The following is a 19,135-nucleotide window of genomic DNA, read 5'->3' on the forward strand; positions in this document are numbered from 1 at the left end:
GGAAAAGCCTTATTCCTGGCTCACCAGTTTTTGCTTCATGGCTTTGCGGTTGTTGCGAAAATGCCGGTAAGAATCAAAGCTGAATAATGCCAGGCCGGCCCAGACCAGCGCAAAGGTCATCAGCCTTTCCTGATGCAGTGGCTCGTTGTACAAAAACACCGCCAGCACAAACATAATGCTTGGCCCAATGTACTGAAAAAAGCCCAAAGTGGAGTACATGATACGTCTGGCTGCGGCGGTAAAACACAGCAGCGGCGCGGTGGTGACGATACCTGCACAGATCAGTATGCTGTTCATATCCCAGCTATTGGCGAACATATTACTGGCCGGGCTGGCCAGCCAAATCCAATAAGCGATAGCAAAGGGCATCATCAGCAGGGTTTCCAGCATCAGGCCGGGCAGCGAGTCTACCGCTACCTGCTTACGTAGCAACCCATAAATACCAAAGCTGCCCGCCAGTGCCAGGGCAATCCAGGGTACCTGGCCGAAAGACACCACCAGAATCACCACGCCGGATAATGCCAGGGCTACCGCATACTTTTGCAGTTTGCGCAGTCGCTCACCAAGAAAAATCCGCCCCAATGCCACATTTAGCAAGGGGTTAATGTAATACCCCAGGCTGGCATCCAGCAGATGGTCATTATTGATAGCCCAGATAAACAGCAGCCAGTTACCGCCCAGCAACAGGCCCGAGATAAGCAAAACTTTCATCACCTTGGGGTTACCTATTGCTTGACGTACTTTGGGTAATTGCCCCAACGCCAAGACCAACACCAGCAGGATCAGCATCGACCAGACAATGCGGTGCAACAGAATATCGGGAGCCGGTACGTCAAGCAGCAGCTTGAAGTACATAGGGGCTATGCCCCACATGGTGTAAGCCGCAATAGCTAGCAGCACACCGGTTTGCGCAGAACGGTCGGTCATCGGATATCTTGGCTGGGAGGGTGACAGGCTATTTTCCGTGATTCCGCCATCAGTGGCAAATCCCCTGCGTCTTACGGGTGCATATTTCAGTTCAACCTCGCTTCTAGCTACACGGAAGGTTATGAATTACTTAATTTTTTATTAAGCGGTCAGGCGACTACTACTTTTTGCCGGGCAAAATTGAAACACTGGCGGCCTTGAAAATTGGCAGTGTCTGGAGGTGCAGTAATTCAGATAAAGACATTGCCATTTTGTGCCAAACGGGGAATTAGCCCACAGATAGAAGAGTTGCCGAGATGAAGTTTGTCAAAATATGTTTGCTTGGGCCTTTGTTCCTGATGCTGGTCAGTTGTCAGTCAACATTCGAAGGTTCGGTGAAGGAAGTCAGCAAGGTTATGTCTGCAGTAAAAAGCAGTACGGTCAGAACCGTCACGGACATCGCCGCCAGTGATTCTCCTGGTAAAGCCTTGCAGGATAATCTGGGGCAACGGGCTGAGCGTTACAAAGATGATCCGGAAGCCATCTTACGTGACATGGATCAGGTGAAAGCTGACTTCAAGCAGTTACTGGCACTGTTCCGCAGCAACGTCGGCCAGCAATGGGGCAAGGCCGAGTTGCGTGTGGCTACCCAGAAGCAATACGTCAAGTACACCCAAAACTATCTTAGTCGCGCCATAGTGGATTTTGACAAGGGTGAAATCCTGGTGGAAACGCTGGATCAAACGGAAGCGGATAAGAGTTTGTTAAATGCCATTGTTACTACGCTACTTACCCCAGATGACCCTCGCGCTGTGGACTTATTTAGCGATAAAACCGTAACGCTATCGAGTGCACACTCGCCCTACCTGGCAGGATTGGTTTTAGATGCTCAGGGGAAGACGGTTGATAATGCTGATTCTGCGGAACAGTTTGCCAATTATTTACTGCACAACAAGCGTCAGCAGAGAGAGCTTAGGCTGGATGACGGCGCTGTCAGGCAAGCCACTTATGTGCAGTTTTCGTTGATCAATAATTTCAGTCACGAGCAGGCTAGAAAATACAGCCCGCTGGTGGCGCGTTATGCTGAGAAGTACCAAATCAGCGCCAATCTGATTTATGCCATGATCCGGGCTGAAAGCAATTTCAATCCTTTTGCAGTTAGTGCGGTACCGGCTTATGGGTTGATGCAGTTAGTGCCTTCAAGCGGCGGTAGAGATGCCTATAAACTGGTGCATGGCCAAGACAGCCAGCCGAGCAAGGACTTCCTGTTTAACGCAGGCAATAACATTGAACTCGGGGCGGCTTACTTACATATCCTCACCTACCAACATCTGGCGCAGGTGCAAAACCAGGTATCGCGCGAGTATTGTGTCATTTCTGCCTATAACACCGGGGCAGGAAACGTATTCAAAGCCTTTGGTGGAAAGCGCCAAGCCGCTTTGCAGCAAATTAATAGTCAGACGCCCACCCAGGTTTATGAGACGTTGCGGCGCGAGCTCCCATACGAAGAAACACGTCATTACTTAGGAAAGGTGGTTGATTACCGTAAGCAGTTTATTGCACCCGGCAAGTAGGCTCAGTGAAACTGCGCCTTGCCATATTTTCGCCACTATTGTTCAGCGGATTGCCCCTATTGCCCGCCATTTTTGCCATAAGCCTTTGCTGAAATCTGAGTACTCAGTTAATGGCAAACAGGATGGAGAAGGCAAATGGGGGTTTTACTGCGCAGCATAATGGTGCTGGTGGCCTGCTTGGGAGCGTCAACGGCATGGGCACAAACAGCCAGGCTGGAGCTTTTCAATCAACAAGGGGTGTCTGTGGCGCCAGGGTTGATGTTGAACACTGAGGTCAGCATGCAGGCGGTGGGCTTGATCAATCAGGTCAAGGTGGTGCAGCACTTTCGTAACGACAACCCGTTCGCGGTGAATGGCCGTTATGTATTTCCGTTACCGGATGAAAGCGCGGTTTATGCTATGACACTCAAGCTGGGAGAGCGGCGTATTCGCGGTGTTATCGACAAAAAAGCCGAGGCTGAGCGCACCTACCAGGAGGCCAGAGCCGAAGGTAAAAAGGCCGCGCTGGTGCGCCAGCAACGGGCCAATATGTTCGTCACCGATGTCGCCAATATTGAACCTGGTCAGTTGGTATCCGTGGAGCTGAGTTATCAGGAAACCCTGAACTATGCCGATGGGGTGTTTTCCATTCGTTTTCCCACCACCATCACGCCCCGCTATCACCCCATGGTGATGCAAATCGGTGAGCAAGAAAATGATACCGCCGAGCGCCAACCGGCTGGTTGGCTGGCACCGCTGTATAGCCTAAGGATCGCACAGCAACCCGCACAAGAGAGCCGTCTTAATCTGACTCTGGATTTACAGATTGGTCTGGAACTGGCCGAGGTCAGGGGCGGCGAACATGAGTTCAGGCTGGATAACCCTGCCCTGGGTCACTATCAACTGGCCTTGCAGGATACCAAGCTGAATCAGGATATTGTGCTGAGCTTTCGTCCCAGGCTAGGCGCTCAGGCCCAGGCCGCGTTGATCACGCAGCAAACCAGCCAAGGGGAACACTATGGTCTGGTCATGCTGGTACCACCGGCTGACAGCTTTACCGCCACCGCCAGTTTGCCGCGCGAGACGGTGTTTGTCATTGATACCTCCGGCTCTATGCATGGCAAGTCGATGGACCAGGCTAAACAGGCGCTGCTGTACGGCCTGACCCTGTTGGATAAGCAGGATAGCTTTAACATTATCGGTTTTGACAACCAACTTGAATTTCTTAGCTTACAGAGCCTGGCGGTGAATCCCGCTAATCTGGCCTTGGCCCGTGGTTTTGTGCACAGCCTGGAGGCCGATGGCGGTACCGAAATCGCTCAGGCGTTGGATGCGGTGCTGGATGGTCGACAGCATGTGGGCAGTGTGCGCCAAGTGGTGTTCTTAACCGACGGTAGTGTCAGCAATGAAGCGGATTTATTTGCCAAGATTCAGGCGCAATTGGGTGACAGCCGCTTATTTACGGTGGGCATAGGTAGCGCCCCCAATGGTCTGTTTATGACACGCGCCGCAGACGTTGGGCGAGGTGCTTATACTTTTATTGGCAGCAGCCATGAAGTGCAGGACAAGATGCAGCACCTGTTCAAAGCACTGCAGCATCCGGCCATTACTAACCTGTCACTCAGCAGTGCCGGGCAGGCCCTGGCGTTTTGGCCAAATCCTTTGCCCGACCTGTATTTTGGCCAGCCTCTGATGGTTGCTACTAAGCTGCCTGCTGAGAATGCTTCAGTCAGTGTACAAGGCCAAACACCGCTGGGGCCACTGCTGGTTAATTTGGCATCCACTGAACATAACCAGGGCGACAGTATTGCCAGATTGTGGGCGCGCCAGCAGATCAAATCCCTGTTGCTTTACCACCCTCAGGAACAGGTTAAACAACAAGTGCAGGAACTGGCGTTGGCTTTTCAGCTGCTTAGCCCCTTTACGGCCTTTGTGGCGGTGGATGATACCCCTGGCGTCACGCCTGCCGAGCAAAATGCACAAGTAGCCAATGCATTACCAGACAGTGGTCCGTTGAGCCTGCCGCAAACCGGCAGTGCCAGCCACTTGTATATGTTGCTTGGACTGATATTGCTGGTATGTGGGCTTGGAGGTTTGCGATGGATCCGCTAAGCAGTGGCCGCGCGCTGTTTTGCTATGCCTTGTTGGCATTGGGCCTGGCACTGATGGCCTCAGGTGGCTATGTGCAGGCCAAGGCGCGGCTGGCTAATCATTTAATCGAAGACGCCTGGCAACAGGCGCTGGCCGAACCACAGAGTCAAGTGCGGCCCTGGTTCTATGCAGATACTTATGTGGTGGCGCAGCTGGATTTTCCCATCCATCAGCAAAAGCTAACGGTGCTGGCTGGGGCTTCCGGGCGCAATCTGGCCTTTGGTCCTGGCCATTTGCTGGCGTCTGGTGCGCTGAATAACAGCCATGAGCAAAGTGTCTTGATTGCTGGGCATAACGACACACACTTTTCCTTCCTGCAGCATGTACAAGTGGGGGAGCGTTTTGCCATGCAAACCCAGGATGGCCGCTGGCAACACTTCCAGATAGCCAATATACAAGTGATCGATGAGAAAGATATCGGCTTTCTGGCTAGACCAGGGTTGTATCTGTCTACCTGTTACCCCTTTAACTCTCTGGCGGCGGATACACCGTGGCGCTGGCTGGTGGAAGCGCAACCGGTGCTGGCGCTATACGTTGCACAGTTGTCAGGGCCATCACGGATCTTTTAGCTTATTTGCTAAGCTGTTATTTTTTCGAACTTTTATGTAAAAGTTGTCTTGAATCCACTCATTGGGTGGGTGATCATGGCCATTAGTTGTTAAATCCGCGATAGGTCTTAAAAAGAACTTGGTTGCATCCGGCAGTTGGAGTAAACGATGGCCTTTATCAAGTTTTCAACCCAAGATTATCCGCCAGCCGAGCGCCTGGAGGTCTCGCAGGATATCTACGCTGCTATCGCCAATATTGAAGCCACCATTCCCCGTGGCCAATTACCACATATTGAAACCCGAATTCGTTTGCTGCCGGGCATCTCAATTGCCTTGGTTGAATGTTCACCGTTGGTGGTACGCAGACAATCCAGGCAACTGCAGGATGGCAATGATGACTTTTCGCTTTTGCTAAACCCCGCTGGTAAGAATACTTGGACGACTACCATGGAAGGTTTGGGCGAAGTGCAGTGCGCCCCCGGTTCAGGTTGCTTTGGCTTTAATGACAGGCCTGGCGAAATCAAATTCGACGGTGCCAGAACTTATATGCTGAATATCAGCTTTTCCCGCGCTTTGCTCGGGCCGCTGGTAGCTGAATTAGAACGCACCAGTCGCTCGCCGCTACTGTCGCAGGAACCTTTTAACCACTTGGTGCAATGCGCGGTGGCCTTGACTCAGGGTGACGAACATTCCGATAACAGCATAATGGAAGATGCCAACCGCCTGCTGGATTTGGCGACCCTTGCGGTGGGTACCAACAGAGACAGGGAAATGTTGGCCCGTCAGCGCGGTTTGCGCGAAGCGCGTATGAAGGCTGTGAAAGCAGATTTAATGGCCCATGCCTGGCGAGGTGATCTGTCGCTAAGTTGGGTGGCCAAACGGCATGGTATTTCTCCGGGTTATGTACGCGCTATGTTTGAACGGGAAGGCGGTAGCTTTACCGACTACCTGCTGGGGCTGAGACTACAGCGGGTGTTTGACCGGCTACGTAACCCTGTTCACCTGAACCGCTCGGTGGCGGATATTGCCTACGATGCCGGCTTTAACAATTTATCCTGGTTTTACCGCGCCTTTAAACGGCATTTTGCGCTTACGCCAACCCAAGTGCGTGAGCTGGCGGTAGTGGAATGCACTTCTTGAAGACCCAGTTGCCGCTGATTTTGTGTTTGTGGTGTGGCGCTCAGTGGAGGCCGTCAATCATCTAGCCTGATAACGTTCCGCCCGAGAAAAGGTGTATAGCACAATCGGGTGAGAAATATGTCCAAGCGGCTTGTAGTTTTAAATCGTCGGGCAATGCTGTTGTTAGCTTGTATGGCAGTACAAGGTCAGGCTGTTGCCAACCAGGCCAATAGCGCTGGCAGTGCCCTGCGTGATCTACAACCTCCACGTTTACAAGCCCCGCCCGAACCGCCTCAGGCTTTGTCGAGTATTACACTGGCCAATACGCCGGTGCAGGACGGCGGCCAGCTGAGCGTTACTCTCAAGGCCTTTAAATTTACCGGCAATTCGGCATTCAGTCAGGAACAGCTATCTGCACAGTTGCAGGATCTGCTCGGCCAGCCTCTTACCCTGACGCAGCTATATGCGGCGGCTGAACGCATCAGTTTGTTTTACCGCGAACAAGGCTGGCTGTTGGCCAGGGCCTTGTTGCCAGCGCAGGAGATCAGCGACGAAACCCTGCTGATCCAGGTATTGGAAGGGCGTTTTGACAAAGTGCGCTTACATAATGACAGCAGCGCGGATGAGCAGGTTATCCGCCGTGCCATGCGCGGCCTGGAAGAGGGGGACGGCATCCGCGTTGGGCCGTTAGAGAACGCGCTAATGAATATCGATGCCCTGCCCGGTACCCAGGTGGGTTCAAGGTTGTCGGCCGGTGATGAGCTGGGTACCAGCTATCTGGATTTGTTTGTGCAAGAAGCCCCCTGGCTGCAAGGCAATATGTCCCTGGACAACTATGGCAATACCTACAACGGCGCACACCGACTAAATCTCGGCCTGTTGATGGCTAACCCGTTCGGCGGTGCCGATGCCATACAATTTCAGGCGCTGGTCAGCGATGAAGGTCAGCTATTTGTCAGCAGTGGCTATGAACTGCCGGTAGGGCCCTGGAATACCCGTGTCGGCGCCCAGTTTTCCTGGTTGCAGTACCGTCTTGGCAAAGCCTTCAAAGCCTTGGACAGTCAAGGCCGGGCCACCAGTGCCAGCGCCTTTGTCAGCCACAGTTGGTGGCAGCAACGCAGTTGGGGTCTGAGCAGCAGGTTGGAATGGCGCTACCGCGAGCTGACCGATGAGCAGATGGGTCTGGTTAGCGAAAAGCGTCTGAACAGCCTGGTTTTCGACATACTCAGTGGCTATTGGCGCGACAGCTGGTGGGGTGACAGTGCCAACAGTTACCGGTTGAGTCTCAGCCATGGTCAACTGACGTTATTAAGCCCCTATGCCCAGGCCGCCGATCTGCTAAACACCGCCGGTAGCTACAACAAAGTTGCGTTGGTGCTGCTGCGCCAACAAGCCCTTAGCCGGCGTTTAAGTCTGCAACTGAATCTACGCGGCCAACTTGCCGACAAGAATCTCGATGCCAGTGAAAAGCTCAGCCTGGGCGGTGCCTACGGCGTACGCGCCTTTCCCCAGGGCGAGGCAGCTGGTGATGAGGGCTGGCTGGCCAGCGCAGAGCTGCGTTACCGCCTTAATCCTGATTGGCAACTGGCGGCCTTTGTGGATGCCGGTGGCATCCGCTACAACAAAGACCCTGTTCCTGGGCTGGGTAATCAGCGCAGCCTCAAAGCCGCGGGTGTGGGGGCTTATTGGCAACCCAGCGCAGACTGGCAGGTATCCATAAACCTGGCCCGGGCGCTGGGTGATGAAATGCCGGTTAGTGATGACGATCCCCAGGATATGTATGTCTGGGGCTTAGTTCAGCGGCGTTTTTAATTGCCTGGCCGTGTGTTTAGCTTGCATAGATAACAGAGGTACCTGATGAACAACCATCCCAGATTCTTGCTTTCCCGTTCGGCGATGGCAGTGGCCGCCGCGCTAACGGTAACCTGCGTGCAGGCCTCTGACTTACCCAGCGGCGGGCAAGTGGTGGCCGGTGATGGCGCCCTGCACTACCAGGGCAATACCCTGACCATACATCAGCAAAGCGACAAGTTGATTACCCACTGGCAGCAGTTTTCCATTGGCCAGGACCACAGCGTGAACTTTATTCAGCCGGGAAGCCAGGCGGTGGCCTTAAATCGGGTGATTGGCCACGACCCATCGCATATTTACGGCCAGCTCACGGCCAACGGCCAGGTCTTTTTGGTTAACCCCAACGGCATACTGTTTGGCGAGGGCGCGTCGGTGAATGTAGGCGCTTTGGTAGCCTCCACCTTAAGCCTTAGCGATGCTGATTTTCTTGGCGGCCAATATCGCTTTGGGGCTGAGGGAGAGCGCCCGGCGGCGCTCATCAATCGCGGCAGTCTTCAGGCCGACAACGGCACGGTAGCGCTATTGGGCGGCTATGTCAGCAATGAAGGGCTGATTCAGGCCAATCAGGGCAATGTGGCATTGGCGGCCGGTGAGCAGATTACCCTGGACTTTGCTGGTGATGGCTTGCTGAGCGTCAGTGTCGATGAAAGCACAGTGGATGCCCTGGTTGAAAACCACCAGTTAATCCGTGCCCACGGCGGGCAGGTACTGATGACCGCCCATGCCAGCCAGGCACTGCTGCAAACCGTGGTGAATAACACCGGCGTGATAGAAGCCCACAGCCTGGAAAACCACAGTGGCAAGATAGTGCTGAAAGGCGGGTTTAACGGTGGTACGGTCAAGGTGGCCGGTACCCTTGATGCCTCTGCACCGGCGCAAGGAGATGGTGGCTTTATTGATACCTCCGGTGCCTATGTGCAAATTGCCGAGGGCACACGGGTGACGACCGTGGCGGCCAATGGCAGCACCGGTGAATGGCTGATTGACCCTACCGATTTTTATATTACTCCAGGCGGCGCCACCCAGACCGACAGCGGCATTGGTGCCGATACCCTGATGAGCAACCTGGGCAGCACCAATGTAACGCTGCAAACCGTCGCAACGGGTGCTGAGGCCGGGGATATATATGTCAATGCGGCGCTCAATTGGACGGCAGCGACGGACCTGGAGCTGCGGGCGCATAACAATATTCATATTAATCAGGCCATCAGTGCCAGCAATGGCGGGCTGCGCCTGGATGCGCAGAATCAAATCAGCGCCGCAGGTGCCATTAATGTGGGCAACTTCGCCTTGTTAAACGGTGCCTTTAGCCAAGTGGCGGCCAGCTTACCGGGCTTTGAAGCGGATGTTTTTTACCTAAATACCAGTAGTGCCAGCTTTTTACGTGCCTTAGGTGGTGACGGTAGTCAGGCAACGCCGTATTTACTGACGGATATTTTTGGTGTGCAGGGGATGGCCTCTCAATCACTGCTTGGTCAGCACTTTGCCCTGGCTAACGCTATTGATGCCAGCAGTACGGTGAACTGGGCTGGCGGCGCGGGTTTTATGCCCATTGGTAGTTGGACGACCAAGTTTACCGGTAGCCTGGATGGCATGGGTTATGCGATTGATGGCCTGACCATCAACCGTGGCAGCACTAACTACGTTGGCTTATTTGGGGCGATATCTGGTAGTGCAATCAGCAATCTGCATATGACCAATAGCTTTGTTAAAGGGAAGGTGAATGTTGGCTCTTTGGTCGGGCAAGCTGTCAATAATGCCAGGATTACCAATAGCTCAGTGCAGGGGGATGTGGTTGTTACCAGTGGTTATGGTGGCGGGCTGGCAGGCATCTTTGCCGGCCAGATTAGCCATAGTTCGATGGCCGGTACCCTGGACTCATATAATGTGACCGGTGGTCTGGTTGGCACTATGACGGGCCAGATTAACCACAGCTTCTCCACTGCTAGCGTTAGTGGCGACTATTCTGATGTAGGCGGGCTGGTAGGCGGCATAACGGGAAATATTGTCAGCAGTTATGCCACAGGTGATGTTATGACTAGCGGAGCGAACAACGTGGGGGGACTGGCAGGTAGCATAACGGGAGATATCAGCAATAGCCACGCCTCGGGTAATGTTAGAGGGGCGAGCGATACTGGCGGCCTGGCGGGGAAAAGTCGCGGCGCCATTACCTTAAGCTATGCCACGGGACATGTTGAGGGGGGTTCACGTACAGGTGGCTTGGTGGGAGCGGCGCATAGTGGGTTGATTAGCCAAAGCTACGCGACCGGTAACGTGAATAATCCAGGGTTGGATGATGGCGGCGGTTTGGTTGGTTATAGTAATGTCAATATCAGCCAGAGTTTTGCTTCGGGTAATGTGAGCGGTGGTAACCGCGCCGGGGGGCTGGCTGGCAGCAGCGCAGGCAACATTTCACAAAGCTATGCCACGGGCAACGTGCATGGCGGCAATGATGTCGGGGGGTTAGTGGGATCCAGTTGGGCCAGTATCACGCAAAGCTATGCCAGTGGACAGGTTAGTAGTTTTGGCACAGATTTAGGTGGTTTGGTTGGGCAGCATGCTTCTGTTATTACCGACAGCTACTGGAATAGCGAAACCAGCGGTCAGTCTGTTGGTGTGGGCAATGGCAGCACTGCGGGCACCACCGGGCTGACCACCGAACAGATGTTTAATGCCAGTAACCTCGCGGGTTTTGATTTTAGCGGTATCTGGGGTAACGCCGATAACCAGAGCACCCCCTACCTGCTCGGCCTTCAGGGCAACCAGGTATTTAATAAAAATGACCTGCCAATCGGCACGATCAGCGCCACTAACCGCCCCACCTTGTATGCGGTGATCCAAACCCTGGATCAACTGCAAGCCATTCAAAACGACCTGTCGGGCTATTACCTGCTGGGTAATGCCATAGATGCCAGTGCCACCGCCGGCTGGCATAGCGGCGCGGGTTTTATGCCCATTGGTAGCTCTGCCAACCGCTTTACCGGTAGCCTGGATGGCATGGGTTATGCGATTGATGGCCTGACCATCAACCGTGGCAGCACTAATAACGTTGGCCTGTTCAGCTATAACAGCAATGGCAGCACCATCCGTAATATTGGCCTGACTAATGTGGATATTGCGGGAGCCTCACTTGTTGGCGGGATTGCGGGGCGGACCTATGGAAATATCAGTACTGTCTATGTAACGGGCAAAGTTACGGCCGGTAACATGGGCGGTGGCATTGTCGGCTTGCTTGGTGGCGAGTTGGTGCAAAGCTATGCCAATATTGATGTCACCTCTTCTATAGGTGGAGGGCTGGTTGGGATAATTGAAGGGGATATTCACCATAGCTATGCATCGGGCACTGTCTCGGGGGGGATGTCCGGAGGGCTTGTAGGCCAATTAAATGGTGGAAGTATCAGCCATAGCTATACAACGGTCATTGTAAATGGCAATCAGACTAATCTGATAGGCTTCTATGACTTTGGCTTCGTATCTAATAGCTTCTATGCATCTACAGATAGCGCCGGTAACCCGCTTACGTCGACAGGAATTGATGGTACGCCTAAAACCTGGGCAGAACTTACCCAGCTCAGCACCTTTGCTGATTGGGGTGCCAATATCGATGCTGAGGGCGGCAGCGGCAGTATCTGGCGTATTTATGAAGGGCATAGCACGCCGCTATTACGTAATTTTCTAACCCCGCTAACCCTGACGGCGGGCAATACCACAGTGACTTATAACGGCCAGTATCAGACCGGCGCTGGGGGCTGGACTGCCAGCGGCCCCTACGATGCCAACCTGGTGTTGGGTGAAGTGGCTGGTGGTGGTACTAATGCAGGCACCTATCAATTGGGCTTGCAGGGTATGTACTCCACTCAGCAAGGTTATGATCTGATCACTCATAACGGTACGCTGACCATCAACAAAGCCCAGGCCACGGTCACCGCCAATAGCGGCAGCGTTACCTATAACGGCCAGATACAAAGTATTGATGGCTTTAGCGTGAGCGGCCTGGTGGGCGGTGAAGATGCCTCGGTGCTTGGCACTATCAGCAGCAGCGGCGGCAGCGGGCTGAATGCCGGCACTTATACTCATAGCCTAAGCGGCGGCAGCAGTACCAACTACGACCTGACCTTTATTGACGGCAGCTTAACCATCAATAAAACCCAGGCTACGGTGACCGCCAATAGCGGCAGCGTTACCTATAACGGCCAACTGCAAAGTATTGATGGTTTTAGCGTGAGCGGCCTGGTGGCCGGTGAGGATGCCTCGGTGCTCGGCACTATCAGCAGCAGCGGCGGCAGCGGGCTAAATGCCGGCACTTATACTCATAGCCTAAGTGGCGGCAGCAGTGCCAACTACGACCTGACCTTTATCGACGGCAGCTTAACCATCAATAAAGCCCAGGCTACGGTCACCGCCAATAGCGGCAGCGTTACCTATAACGGCCAGATGCAAAGTATTGATGGTTTTAGCGTGAGCGGCCTGGTGGCCGGTGAGGATGCCTCGGTGCTGGATATCGGCAGCAGCGGCGGCAGTGGTCGCAATGCTGGAACCTATACCCATAGTTTAAGCGGCAGTGCGGATAACTATGACCTGGCCTTTATCGACGGGCTGTTATCCATAGAGCAGGCCAGTCTGCTCCTGTCCGCGACGTCGGATACCAAAATCTACGACGGCAACACCGACTCACAAGGCGTGGTGGAGGTTTCCGGCTTAATGCAAGGAGACAGCATTAGCGGGTTGTCGCAGTTATTTGCCGGTGATTCGGCGGGTGAACAAAGGCTGGCGGTACAGGATGGCTATCACATTGAGGATGGCAACGGCGGCGCCAACTATCGACTCACTCTGGCCGATGCCGCGGGGACAATTGAGCAGCGGGAGATTCAGGGCTGGGTGACCGCCGATGACAAGCTGTATGACGGCACGGTATTGGCGAACACTTATGGCGGGCTGGACGGCGTGCTGGCGGGTGATGATTTGACACTTAGGGTGAGCGGTAATTTCACAGATACCATGGTAGGTAAGGATAAAGTGGTGTTGGTGAATGGCCAACTGGTAGGGGCGGACGCGGCCAATTACAGGTTGGTGTTGCCAGGCCAGGTAACAGCCAATATTGATGGCATTGCTATCACCGCTGACTATCTGGGCGCGCTGGTTAGTCAGCCACCTAAGCCCAGGCAAGTGACATTGCCTCCCGCCGACGTGCTAACCCTGCATGTGACGGACCAGCCGTTGCGTTTAGCGGCAGAGGCTTCGTCTGAGGATGACATGGCATTAGCAACGGCATCCCCAAATGATTGATGACTAAGCATCATGCGAGGCGCTGGCAGACTATACTGCCAGCCTCGTCTAACAAATCCGAAGCCGTTGCACATTCGTGGCATACTGGGGCTGTGCGGTATCGTTGTTTGATTCAAACAGACTTCCTATCCAGAACATTAGAACGCTGCTGGATAACAGTGTGCCGCATACAATCAGGCGGTAAGTGCGATATTTTAAACGCATGACAATCTCCGGTGGACGAAGGCTGCCCGGCTCAGTTGAGCCAGGCGGAGAGGGGCTTTAGGCTACCTGGTGAGTCTGGTCATCGCTATTGGCCGCACTACCCTGGTCGCGCAGGCTGTGCACGGCCCCAGCAGTGAGTGCCTGACCGCCAATGGCCCAGTCTCCTTCGTTGGTTTCACGGATGCGAACCCAGGTTACCCCGCGCAGCGCTTCGCCTTCGATGGCGACCATGGCATCGGTGATGTCTTTGATGATGCGTTGCTTCTGTGTCTGGTTGAATACGTTTTTGATTACGTGTACGTCAATTAAAGGCATGGTGTTATCTCCAAAAAATGTCATTAAATTAAAATGCCTGAACAGACCGCGTTCGACATGGTGCAAAGGTTAGCCTTGCCGACAACGCACTGCTTGAAGGTTGCCTGAAGATTCCTTGAAGGTTGTTTGAAAACTGTACACATTTTTGCCAGCTATCCTTATAGTCCAATCAACTCAAGGCAAATCGCCGGTAGTCGCAAACCAAGAAAGAGGAGCGTTCAGGTTGATCTATCGATTCGGACTTTGTGAGCTGGACACTGAACGTGTGGAATTGCGCCATGACGGCCAATTGCAGGCGGTTGAACCGCAAGTCTTCCGACTGCTGGTTTATTTGCTTGAACAGCGCGATAAAGTGCTGGGCAAAGACGACATCATGGCCCATATCTGGCGTGACCGGGTGGTCACCGAATCATCACTTAGCAGTTGTATCAAGGCGGTGCGTCAGGCCATTGGTGACAAGGGGGAAACCCAAACCTTGATTCGCACAGTGCGAGGGGTTGGCTTTCGTTTTATCGGCGAGGTGCAGCAGGGTGGTGTGGTGGATACGCCCATACAGCCATCGGTGCTGCCAGTACAAAACAGTCCGGTTAAATTACTCGGACGGGAGCGGCAGCTAAGTGAAATTCACACGCTATTGGCCCGCTGCCAGCAGTCAGGCCCCGGGCACTTGCTGGTTCGTGGTGCGGCCGGTATAGGTAAATCCCGTTTTATGGATGCCATCAGCGCTCATGCCCGGCAACAAGCGTGGTGCGTGGCGTGGGGACGCTGCCGAGAAGACGCAGGGTTACCCGCCTTTTGGCCATGGCGGCAGTTATTGCGCGAACTGTATAACCGCTTTAATACCCAGGTCAGTTTTGCTGATGTGCTGGCTTGTGCGCCAGAATTACTGGGACTACCAGGGAATGGCAGCGATGCGGCCGGGCTATCATTGCAATCTTCCCGATTCAGACTGTTTAGTGCCATTAGCCAGGTGTTAACCGCCTGCGCTACGCACCAGCCTTTGTTATTGATGTTCGACGATTTACATCGGGCGGACTCCCCTTCCCTTGAGCTGCTGGAATTTCTCGCTGACCAGATTAGCCATGCACCCATCTGTTTGGCGGGGGCCTATCGTGATACGGATCTCACCGACACACACCGCTTCTTGCAGACTATAGATGAATTTTCCAGACAGCCCCATGCATTGTCTTTGCGACTGGATGTACTGGAGCCTGAGGCATGCCGGGCCATTATCAGTGACAACCTGAAGCAGCCGCTGGAAGGGCTGGTTGAGGCCCTAATCCGTCGCAGCGAAGGGCACCCGCTGTACTTGTCGGAATTGCTCGCCCATATTCGCCAGGGCGGTGCACAGCAGGAGCTGCCAAACAACCTGAAAGCCATGATCAGCAGGCGCATTGTTGCTATGCCAACGGAGACCCGGGAGTTGCTAAGAAGAGCAGCTGTGATTGGGCGTGACTTCAGTTTGCCACTGCTGGTGGCTTTTACCGGACAAACACCCACTGACATTCTTGCCATGATTGAACCGGCTTTGGCTGGAGGTCAGCTACAAAGCCTGGACAGCCCAGGGCACTACCAGTTTACCCATGTGCTGATTCGCGAAACCTTTTACGACAGTTTGCCGGGTACGGTTCGCTTGCATCTGCATTACAACTTGGCCGACGCCTTAGAAGCCCTAGGCGGCGAGTTGGAGCGTATCGCCTACCACTACCACCTGGCCGCCCCCCTGGGCGGTGCAGAGAAGGCCACAGCCTATTCGTTGCAAGCCGCACGGGAAGCGGATCGTTTAATGGCGTATGAAGTGTCTATTCGTCTGTATAAACAAGGGTTACAAACCGCCACCCAACCACAACTACCAGACATTACCCTGGGATTGGGCCTGGCTCAGCTCCGAGCTGGGGAAAGTTTGCAGGCGGTATCAACCTTTGCCGACTGCGTGGCGTCTGCCATTCGTTTTGCCCAAGAACAGGTGATGGTCAATGCCGCTATTGGCCTGGAAGAGGCTTTGTGGCGTCCTGGCTTACCTGGCGACAAGGCGGTCGCGGTATTGTACCGGGTGCTAAGTGAATTGCCCGACGACCAGCGTGAACTGCGTTTGAGGATTAAGTGCGCCTTGGTCAGAGCCTTGATGATGTGTGGTCAGGGAGAGGAATCTGTAAGGCTGCATCAAAAACTGCGCACGGCCATAAACCGCGACGATAGTCTGGAGCTGCAGACCCGCATTTTGCTTTGCGGGCTGATTGCTTCACAACTGCACAGCAACAGTGCGAATGAGGTGGCGTATTGGGTCGAGCAAGGTCAGCAAGCTTATGAGATGGCACGTCAGACAGGTCAGGTTGGGCTAACCATGGATGTGCAGTCCTGGTTGAGCCACTATTTGTTACGCGCCGGTCAGATACCTGAGCTTGAGAACTTACTTAAAGCACAATCATCACTTTTGCTGCGTAATCGGCAGCCGTTCTTCCAATACTTTCAAACGTTGTTTCAGGCGGGGTTAGCCTGCTGTCGCGGTCAGTTTTCCAAAAGCCATCAGTTGGCAGAGCAGGCTGTGGGCTTAGCGCGCTGGCTACCGGGTCAGGACGTGGAAGGTGTCTACGGGGTCCAGGTATTTACCCTCAAACGTGAGTTAGGACAACTAAGACAGCTGGCGCCATTGGTTGAGCATTTTGTGCGTATGACCCAAGACAACAATCGCTGGCAGCCAGGACTCGCCCTGATTTACTGTGAACTGGGGCAGACAGATAAAGCCAGGCCATTACTCGACCATATCATGGCGGGCTTTAGTCAGGTGATCCCTAAGGATGGCATGTGGGCAACCAGCCTGGTTTACCTTAGTGAGGTGTGCTTTGTCCTGCAGGCTAAACAACACGCCAGCACACTTTATTCCTATCTGTCTCCACTTGCCGGTACCAATATAGCGGTGGGCATCAATATCGGCTGTCTTGGTGCCGCGGATTATTACCTCGGGTTGTTAAGTGCGGCTATGGGGGAAGAAACAAAGGCCATCGCGCATTTGCAAAACGCGCAGGTATTAAACGGCAAGCAAGGATTCTTAACCTGGGCAATACACGGTCAACTGGCTCTGGCGACGTTGTTACTTAAATCCGCCGACCCGACTATGCAACGAAAGGTATTGGGTAGCGTCAAAGAGGTCTATGACCAGGCTGTGGTTGCGGGTATGGAGCGGGCTAAGGCGATGGCCTTGTCGTTACTGGAGCAACACCCGCAGAAAGTGACGCAGACAATGTCCGAGGAGGCGCTTAGTAAACGCGAGATCGACGTGCTCAGGCAGGTGGCTGCCGGTAAAAACAATCGTGAAATCAGCCAAAGTCTGTTTATCAGCGAACACACGGTCGCGGCCCATATGCGCAATATTCTGGATAAAAGTCGTACCACCAATCGAACCGAAGCGGTGGCTTGGGCCAATCAAAAAGGCTTGCTTGAAGATTAGTGGGATAAATCTGCATGAAAAATAGTCAGACCTGACGATTCGAGGTGAGGTGTTGCTGTCTAGACTGGCTACTGTTCTACACTTTCGAGGAAAGGCTAACATGCAGAGCGTACCATCTATGTCTACTCACCAAACCCAAGACTGGTGTGACAAAGCCCAGCAGCTCGCTGAGACTTTTGCCCTCACGGCGATGGAAAATGATCAGCAAGACAAGTTTGTGGCAGAAAATTATGCGGCATTAAAACGGGATGGCTTTATGTCGGCCATGATCCCGGCCAGTCTGGGCGGCGGCCAGGCCAGCTACACCGAGATGTGTACTGTATTGCGTACTTTGGCCAAAGGATGTAGCTCGACGGCGCTGGCCTTGTCGATGCATTCACATTTAGTCGCAACCAACCTTTGGAAACTGAAGCAAGGTCATGCAGTACAAGGACTATTGCAGCGGATTTCGGCAGAGCAACTGGTGTTGGTTAGCACTGGGGCGTCCGATTGGTTGCATTCTTCCGGCCGGGCCGAAAAAGTCGCGGGGGGATTTCGGGTTAATGCCCTAAAAGTGTTTGCCAGTGGTTGCCCGGTTGGGGATGTTCTGGTCACCAGCGCCTGTTTTGATGATCCAGAAAAAGGTCCCTCGGTTATTCATTTTCCTGTGCCTTTTAGCGATCCGGGTATTGTCATCATGGATACCTGGCAGACGATGGGGATGCGCAGTACGGCCTCTAACGATATTCAGTTGAACGACGTATTTGTACCTGTTGAAAAGGTGGTCATGCAGCGCCCACAGGGACTATGGCATCCGTTTTATAACGTGGTTTGCGCGATGGCGGCGCCACTGATTATGTCGGTTTATCTGGGCATAGCAGAAGCGGCAGCCACACTGGTGGTTGACAGAGTTAAATACAAAAAACACGACCCACACCTGCCCTATTTACTGGGCGAAATGCAAACTTCACTGACTGCTTGTCAACTGGCGGTGACGGATATGATTCGACTGGTCAATGAATTTGATTTCTTACCCAGCGATAACCTGGCCAGCGACATCTTGCAGCGCAAAACTATTGCTGCAGAGGCTGCGCTACGTTGCGTGGAAAAAGCCATGGAAACCTTGGGAGGCAGCAGCTTTTTCCGCAGTATCGGATTGGAAAAATTGCTCAGGGATATGCACGGGGCACAGTTCCATCCCTTGCCGGAGAAGCGTCAACAGCATTTTACCGGCAGCGTGATGCTAGGTTTGGTGCCTAAGGGCTGAGGATCAGATAAACATTTCCGGGCGCAGGGTTTCACCTACTTCAATAATGGCATCGGCGGGGATGTTGGCCCGTCGCGCTGCGACCCTGATGCATTCAGCATTGGGCGCTTCATACATACAGTAGGTCTTTTTCTTATCCGCGCTTAAAAAGGAATACAACCACTTAACGTCGGACTCATTATTGATCCGGTTTATTTCCTGAAAGGCTTCTTTGTTCAGCTCCAACTCGTCAGCAAAGGCGCGTTCAACTAAAAACATCGGCATGATCGGTTACTCTGGGTAAATAGTCGTGATGTGCATTTGGCAGTATGGCGGCTATTGTGGTTTATGCCAATGTTCTGCTAATCCGATGTGAAGTGCCAAAACCGGCAAGGCCTGTTGCACTCAATGCCTGGACTGAAATTACGTAGAATCTGGTATGAAAATGGCGCTCTCGATAGGGATCGAACCTATAACTTGGCCTCCGGAGGGCCACGTGATATCCATTTCACCACGAGAGCAAGACGGG

The 19,135-nt window shown here is 53.6% G+C and carries 11 protein-coding genes and 1 tRNA gene; 8 read left to right on the top strand and 4 right to left on the bottom strand.

What is annotated here, in order from left to right; genetic code table 11:
* Positions 1-9 precede the first annotated feature (9 nt).
* The gene (rarD, locus tag KJY73_RS10510) at positions 10-927 is read right to left on the bottom strand and encodes an EamA family transporter RarD (protein WP_214343676.1); all 918 of its coding nucleotides are present in this window, start codon (positions 925-927) and stop codon (positions 10-12) included.
* Between the two features lie 296 nt (positions 928-1,223).
* Between rarD and KJY73_RS10515 the strand changes: the two genes are divergently transcribed.
* From KJY73_RS10515 to KJY73_RS10540, 6 genes are all read left to right on the top strand, one after another.
* Positions 1,224-2,480, top strand: a complete 1,257-nt coding sequence (locus tag KJY73_RS10515) for a murein transglycosylase domain-containing protein (RefSeq protein ID WP_214343679.1) — start codon at positions 1,224-1,226, stop codon at positions 2,478-2,480.
* A gap of 135 nt (positions 2,481-2,615) precedes the next feature.
* Entirely contained in the window at positions 2,616-4,571 is a 1,956-nt protein-coding gene (locus KJY73_RS10520; protein WP_214343681.1) for a marine proteobacterial sortase target protein, read from the top strand.
* The gene (locus KJY73_RS10525; RefSeq protein WP_214343683.1) at positions 4,559-5,179 is read left to right on the top strand and encodes a class GN sortase; all 621 of its coding nucleotides are present in this window, start codon (positions 4,559-4,561) and stop codon (positions 5,177-5,179) included. The genes KJY73_RS10520 and KJY73_RS10525 overlap by 13 nt, the downstream gene beginning before the upstream one ends.
* Positions 5,180-5,326: 147 nt before the next feature.
* On the top strand, positions 5,327-6,298 hold the full coding sequence (locus KJY73_RS10530; RefSeq protein WP_214343685.1) for a helix-turn-helix transcriptional regulator: 972 nt from the start codon (positions 5,327-5,329) through the stop codon (positions 6,296-6,298).
* Positions 6,299-6,415: 117 nt separating this feature from the next.
* Positions 6,416-8,089: a ShlB/FhaC/HecB family hemolysin secretion/activation protein gene (locus KJY73_RS10535; RefSeq protein WP_214343687.1), complete on the top strand. Its 1,674-nt coding sequence runs from the start codon at positions 6,416-6,418 to the stop codon at positions 8,087-8,089.
* 45 nt (positions 8,090-8,134) lie between these two features.
* Positions 8,135-13,414 carry a two-partner secretion domain-containing protein gene (locus tag KJY73_RS10540; RefSeq protein WP_214343688.1) on the top strand — a complete coding sequence of 1,760 codons (5,280 nt, stop codon included), beginning with the start codon at positions 8,135-8,137 and terminating at the stop codon, positions 13,412-13,414.
* Positions 13,415-13,675: 261 nt separating this feature from the next.
* Here KJY73_RS10540 and KJY73_RS10545 read toward each other — a convergent pair whose 3' ends face one another.
* Positions 13,676-13,933, bottom strand: coding sequence for a tautomerase family protein (locus KJY73_RS10545; RefSeq protein ID WP_214343690.1), 258 nt, complete (start codon positions 13,931-13,933; stop codon positions 13,676-13,678).
* 223 nt (positions 13,934-14,156) lie between these two features.
* On the opposite strand from KJY73_RS10545, the gene KJY73_RS10550 reads away from it, so the two are divergent.
* Complete coding sequence (locus KJY73_RS10550) at positions 14,157-17,381, top strand: helix-turn-helix transcriptional regulator (RefSeq protein WP_214343692.1); 3,225 nt, start codon at positions 14,157-14,159, stop codon at positions 17,379-17,381.
* 100 nt (positions 17,382-17,481) lie between these two features.
* Positions 17,482-18,627 (top strand): acyl-CoA dehydrogenase family protein, encoded by a 1,146-nt coding sequence (locus KJY73_RS10555; RefSeq protein ID WP_214343694.1) that lies wholly within the window; start codon positions 17,482-17,484, stop codon positions 18,625-18,627.
* A 3-nt stretch (positions 18,628-18,630) separates the two neighbouring features.
* On the opposite strand, the gene KJY73_RS10560 is transcribed toward KJY73_RS10555, so the two are convergent.
* Both KJY73_RS10560 and KJY73_RS10565 read right to left on the bottom strand, forming a co-directional pair.
* Positions 18,631-18,891 (bottom strand): DUF4242 domain-containing protein, encoded by a 261-nt coding sequence (locus tag KJY73_RS10560; RefSeq protein ID WP_214343696.1) that lies wholly within the window; start codon positions 18,889-18,891, stop codon positions 18,631-18,633.
* Positions 18,892-19,052: 161 nt separating this feature from the next.
* A tRNA-Arg gene (locus tag KJY73_RS10565) sits at positions 19,053-19,127 on the bottom strand.
* Positions 19,128-19,135 lie beyond the last annotated feature (8 nt).

The organism is Bowmanella yangjiangensis, assembly GCF_018531185.1.
GTDB lineage: Bacteria > Pseudomonadota > Gammaproteobacteria > Enterobacterales > Alteromonadaceae > Bowmanella > Bowmanella yangjiangensis.

What these genes read in the sequence shown, in the direction of transcription:
- KJY73_RS10535 (WP_214343687.1), top strand. Translation starts at nt 6,416, where the DNA reads ATGTCCAAGCGGCTTGTAGTTTTAAATCGTCGGGCAATGCTGTTGTTA.
- KJY73_RS10530 (WP_214343685.1), top strand. Translation starts at nt 5,327, where the DNA reads ATGGCCTTTATCAAGTTTTCAACCCAAGATTATCCGCCAGCCGAGCGC.
- KJY73_RS10525 (WP_214343683.1), top strand. Translation starts at nt 4,559, where the DNA reads ATGGATCCGCTAAGCAGTGGCCGCGCGCTGTTTTGCTATGCCTTGTTG.
- KJY73_RS10545 (WP_214343690.1), bottom strand. Translation starts at nt 13,933, where the DNA reads ATGCCTTTAATTGACGTACACGTAATCAAAAACGTATTCAACCAGACA.
- KJY73_RS10540 (WP_214343688.1), top strand. Translation starts at nt 8,135, where the DNA reads ATGAACAACCATCCCAGATTCTTGCTTTCCCGTTCGGCGATGGCAGTG.
- KJY73_RS10520 (WP_214343681.1), top strand. Translation starts at nt 2,616, where the DNA reads ATGGGGGTTTTACTGCGCAGCATAATGGTGCTGGTGGCCTGCTTGGGA.
- KJY73_RS10560 (WP_214343696.1), bottom strand. Translation starts at nt 18,891, where the DNA reads ATGCCGATGTTTTTAGTTGAACGCGCCTTTGCTGACGAGTTGGAGCTG.
- KJY73_RS10555 (WP_214343694.1), top strand. Translation starts at nt 17,482, where the DNA reads ATGCAGAGCGTACCATCTATGTCTACTCACCAAACCCAAGACTGGTGT.
- KJY73_RS10515 (WP_214343679.1), top strand. Translation starts at nt 1,224, where the DNA reads ATGAAGTTTGTCAAAATATGTTTGCTTGGGCCTTTGTTCCTGATGCTG.
- rarD (WP_214343676.1), bottom strand. Translation starts at nt 927, where the DNA reads ATGACCGACCGTTCTGCGCAAACCGGTGTGCTGCTAGCTATTGCGGCT.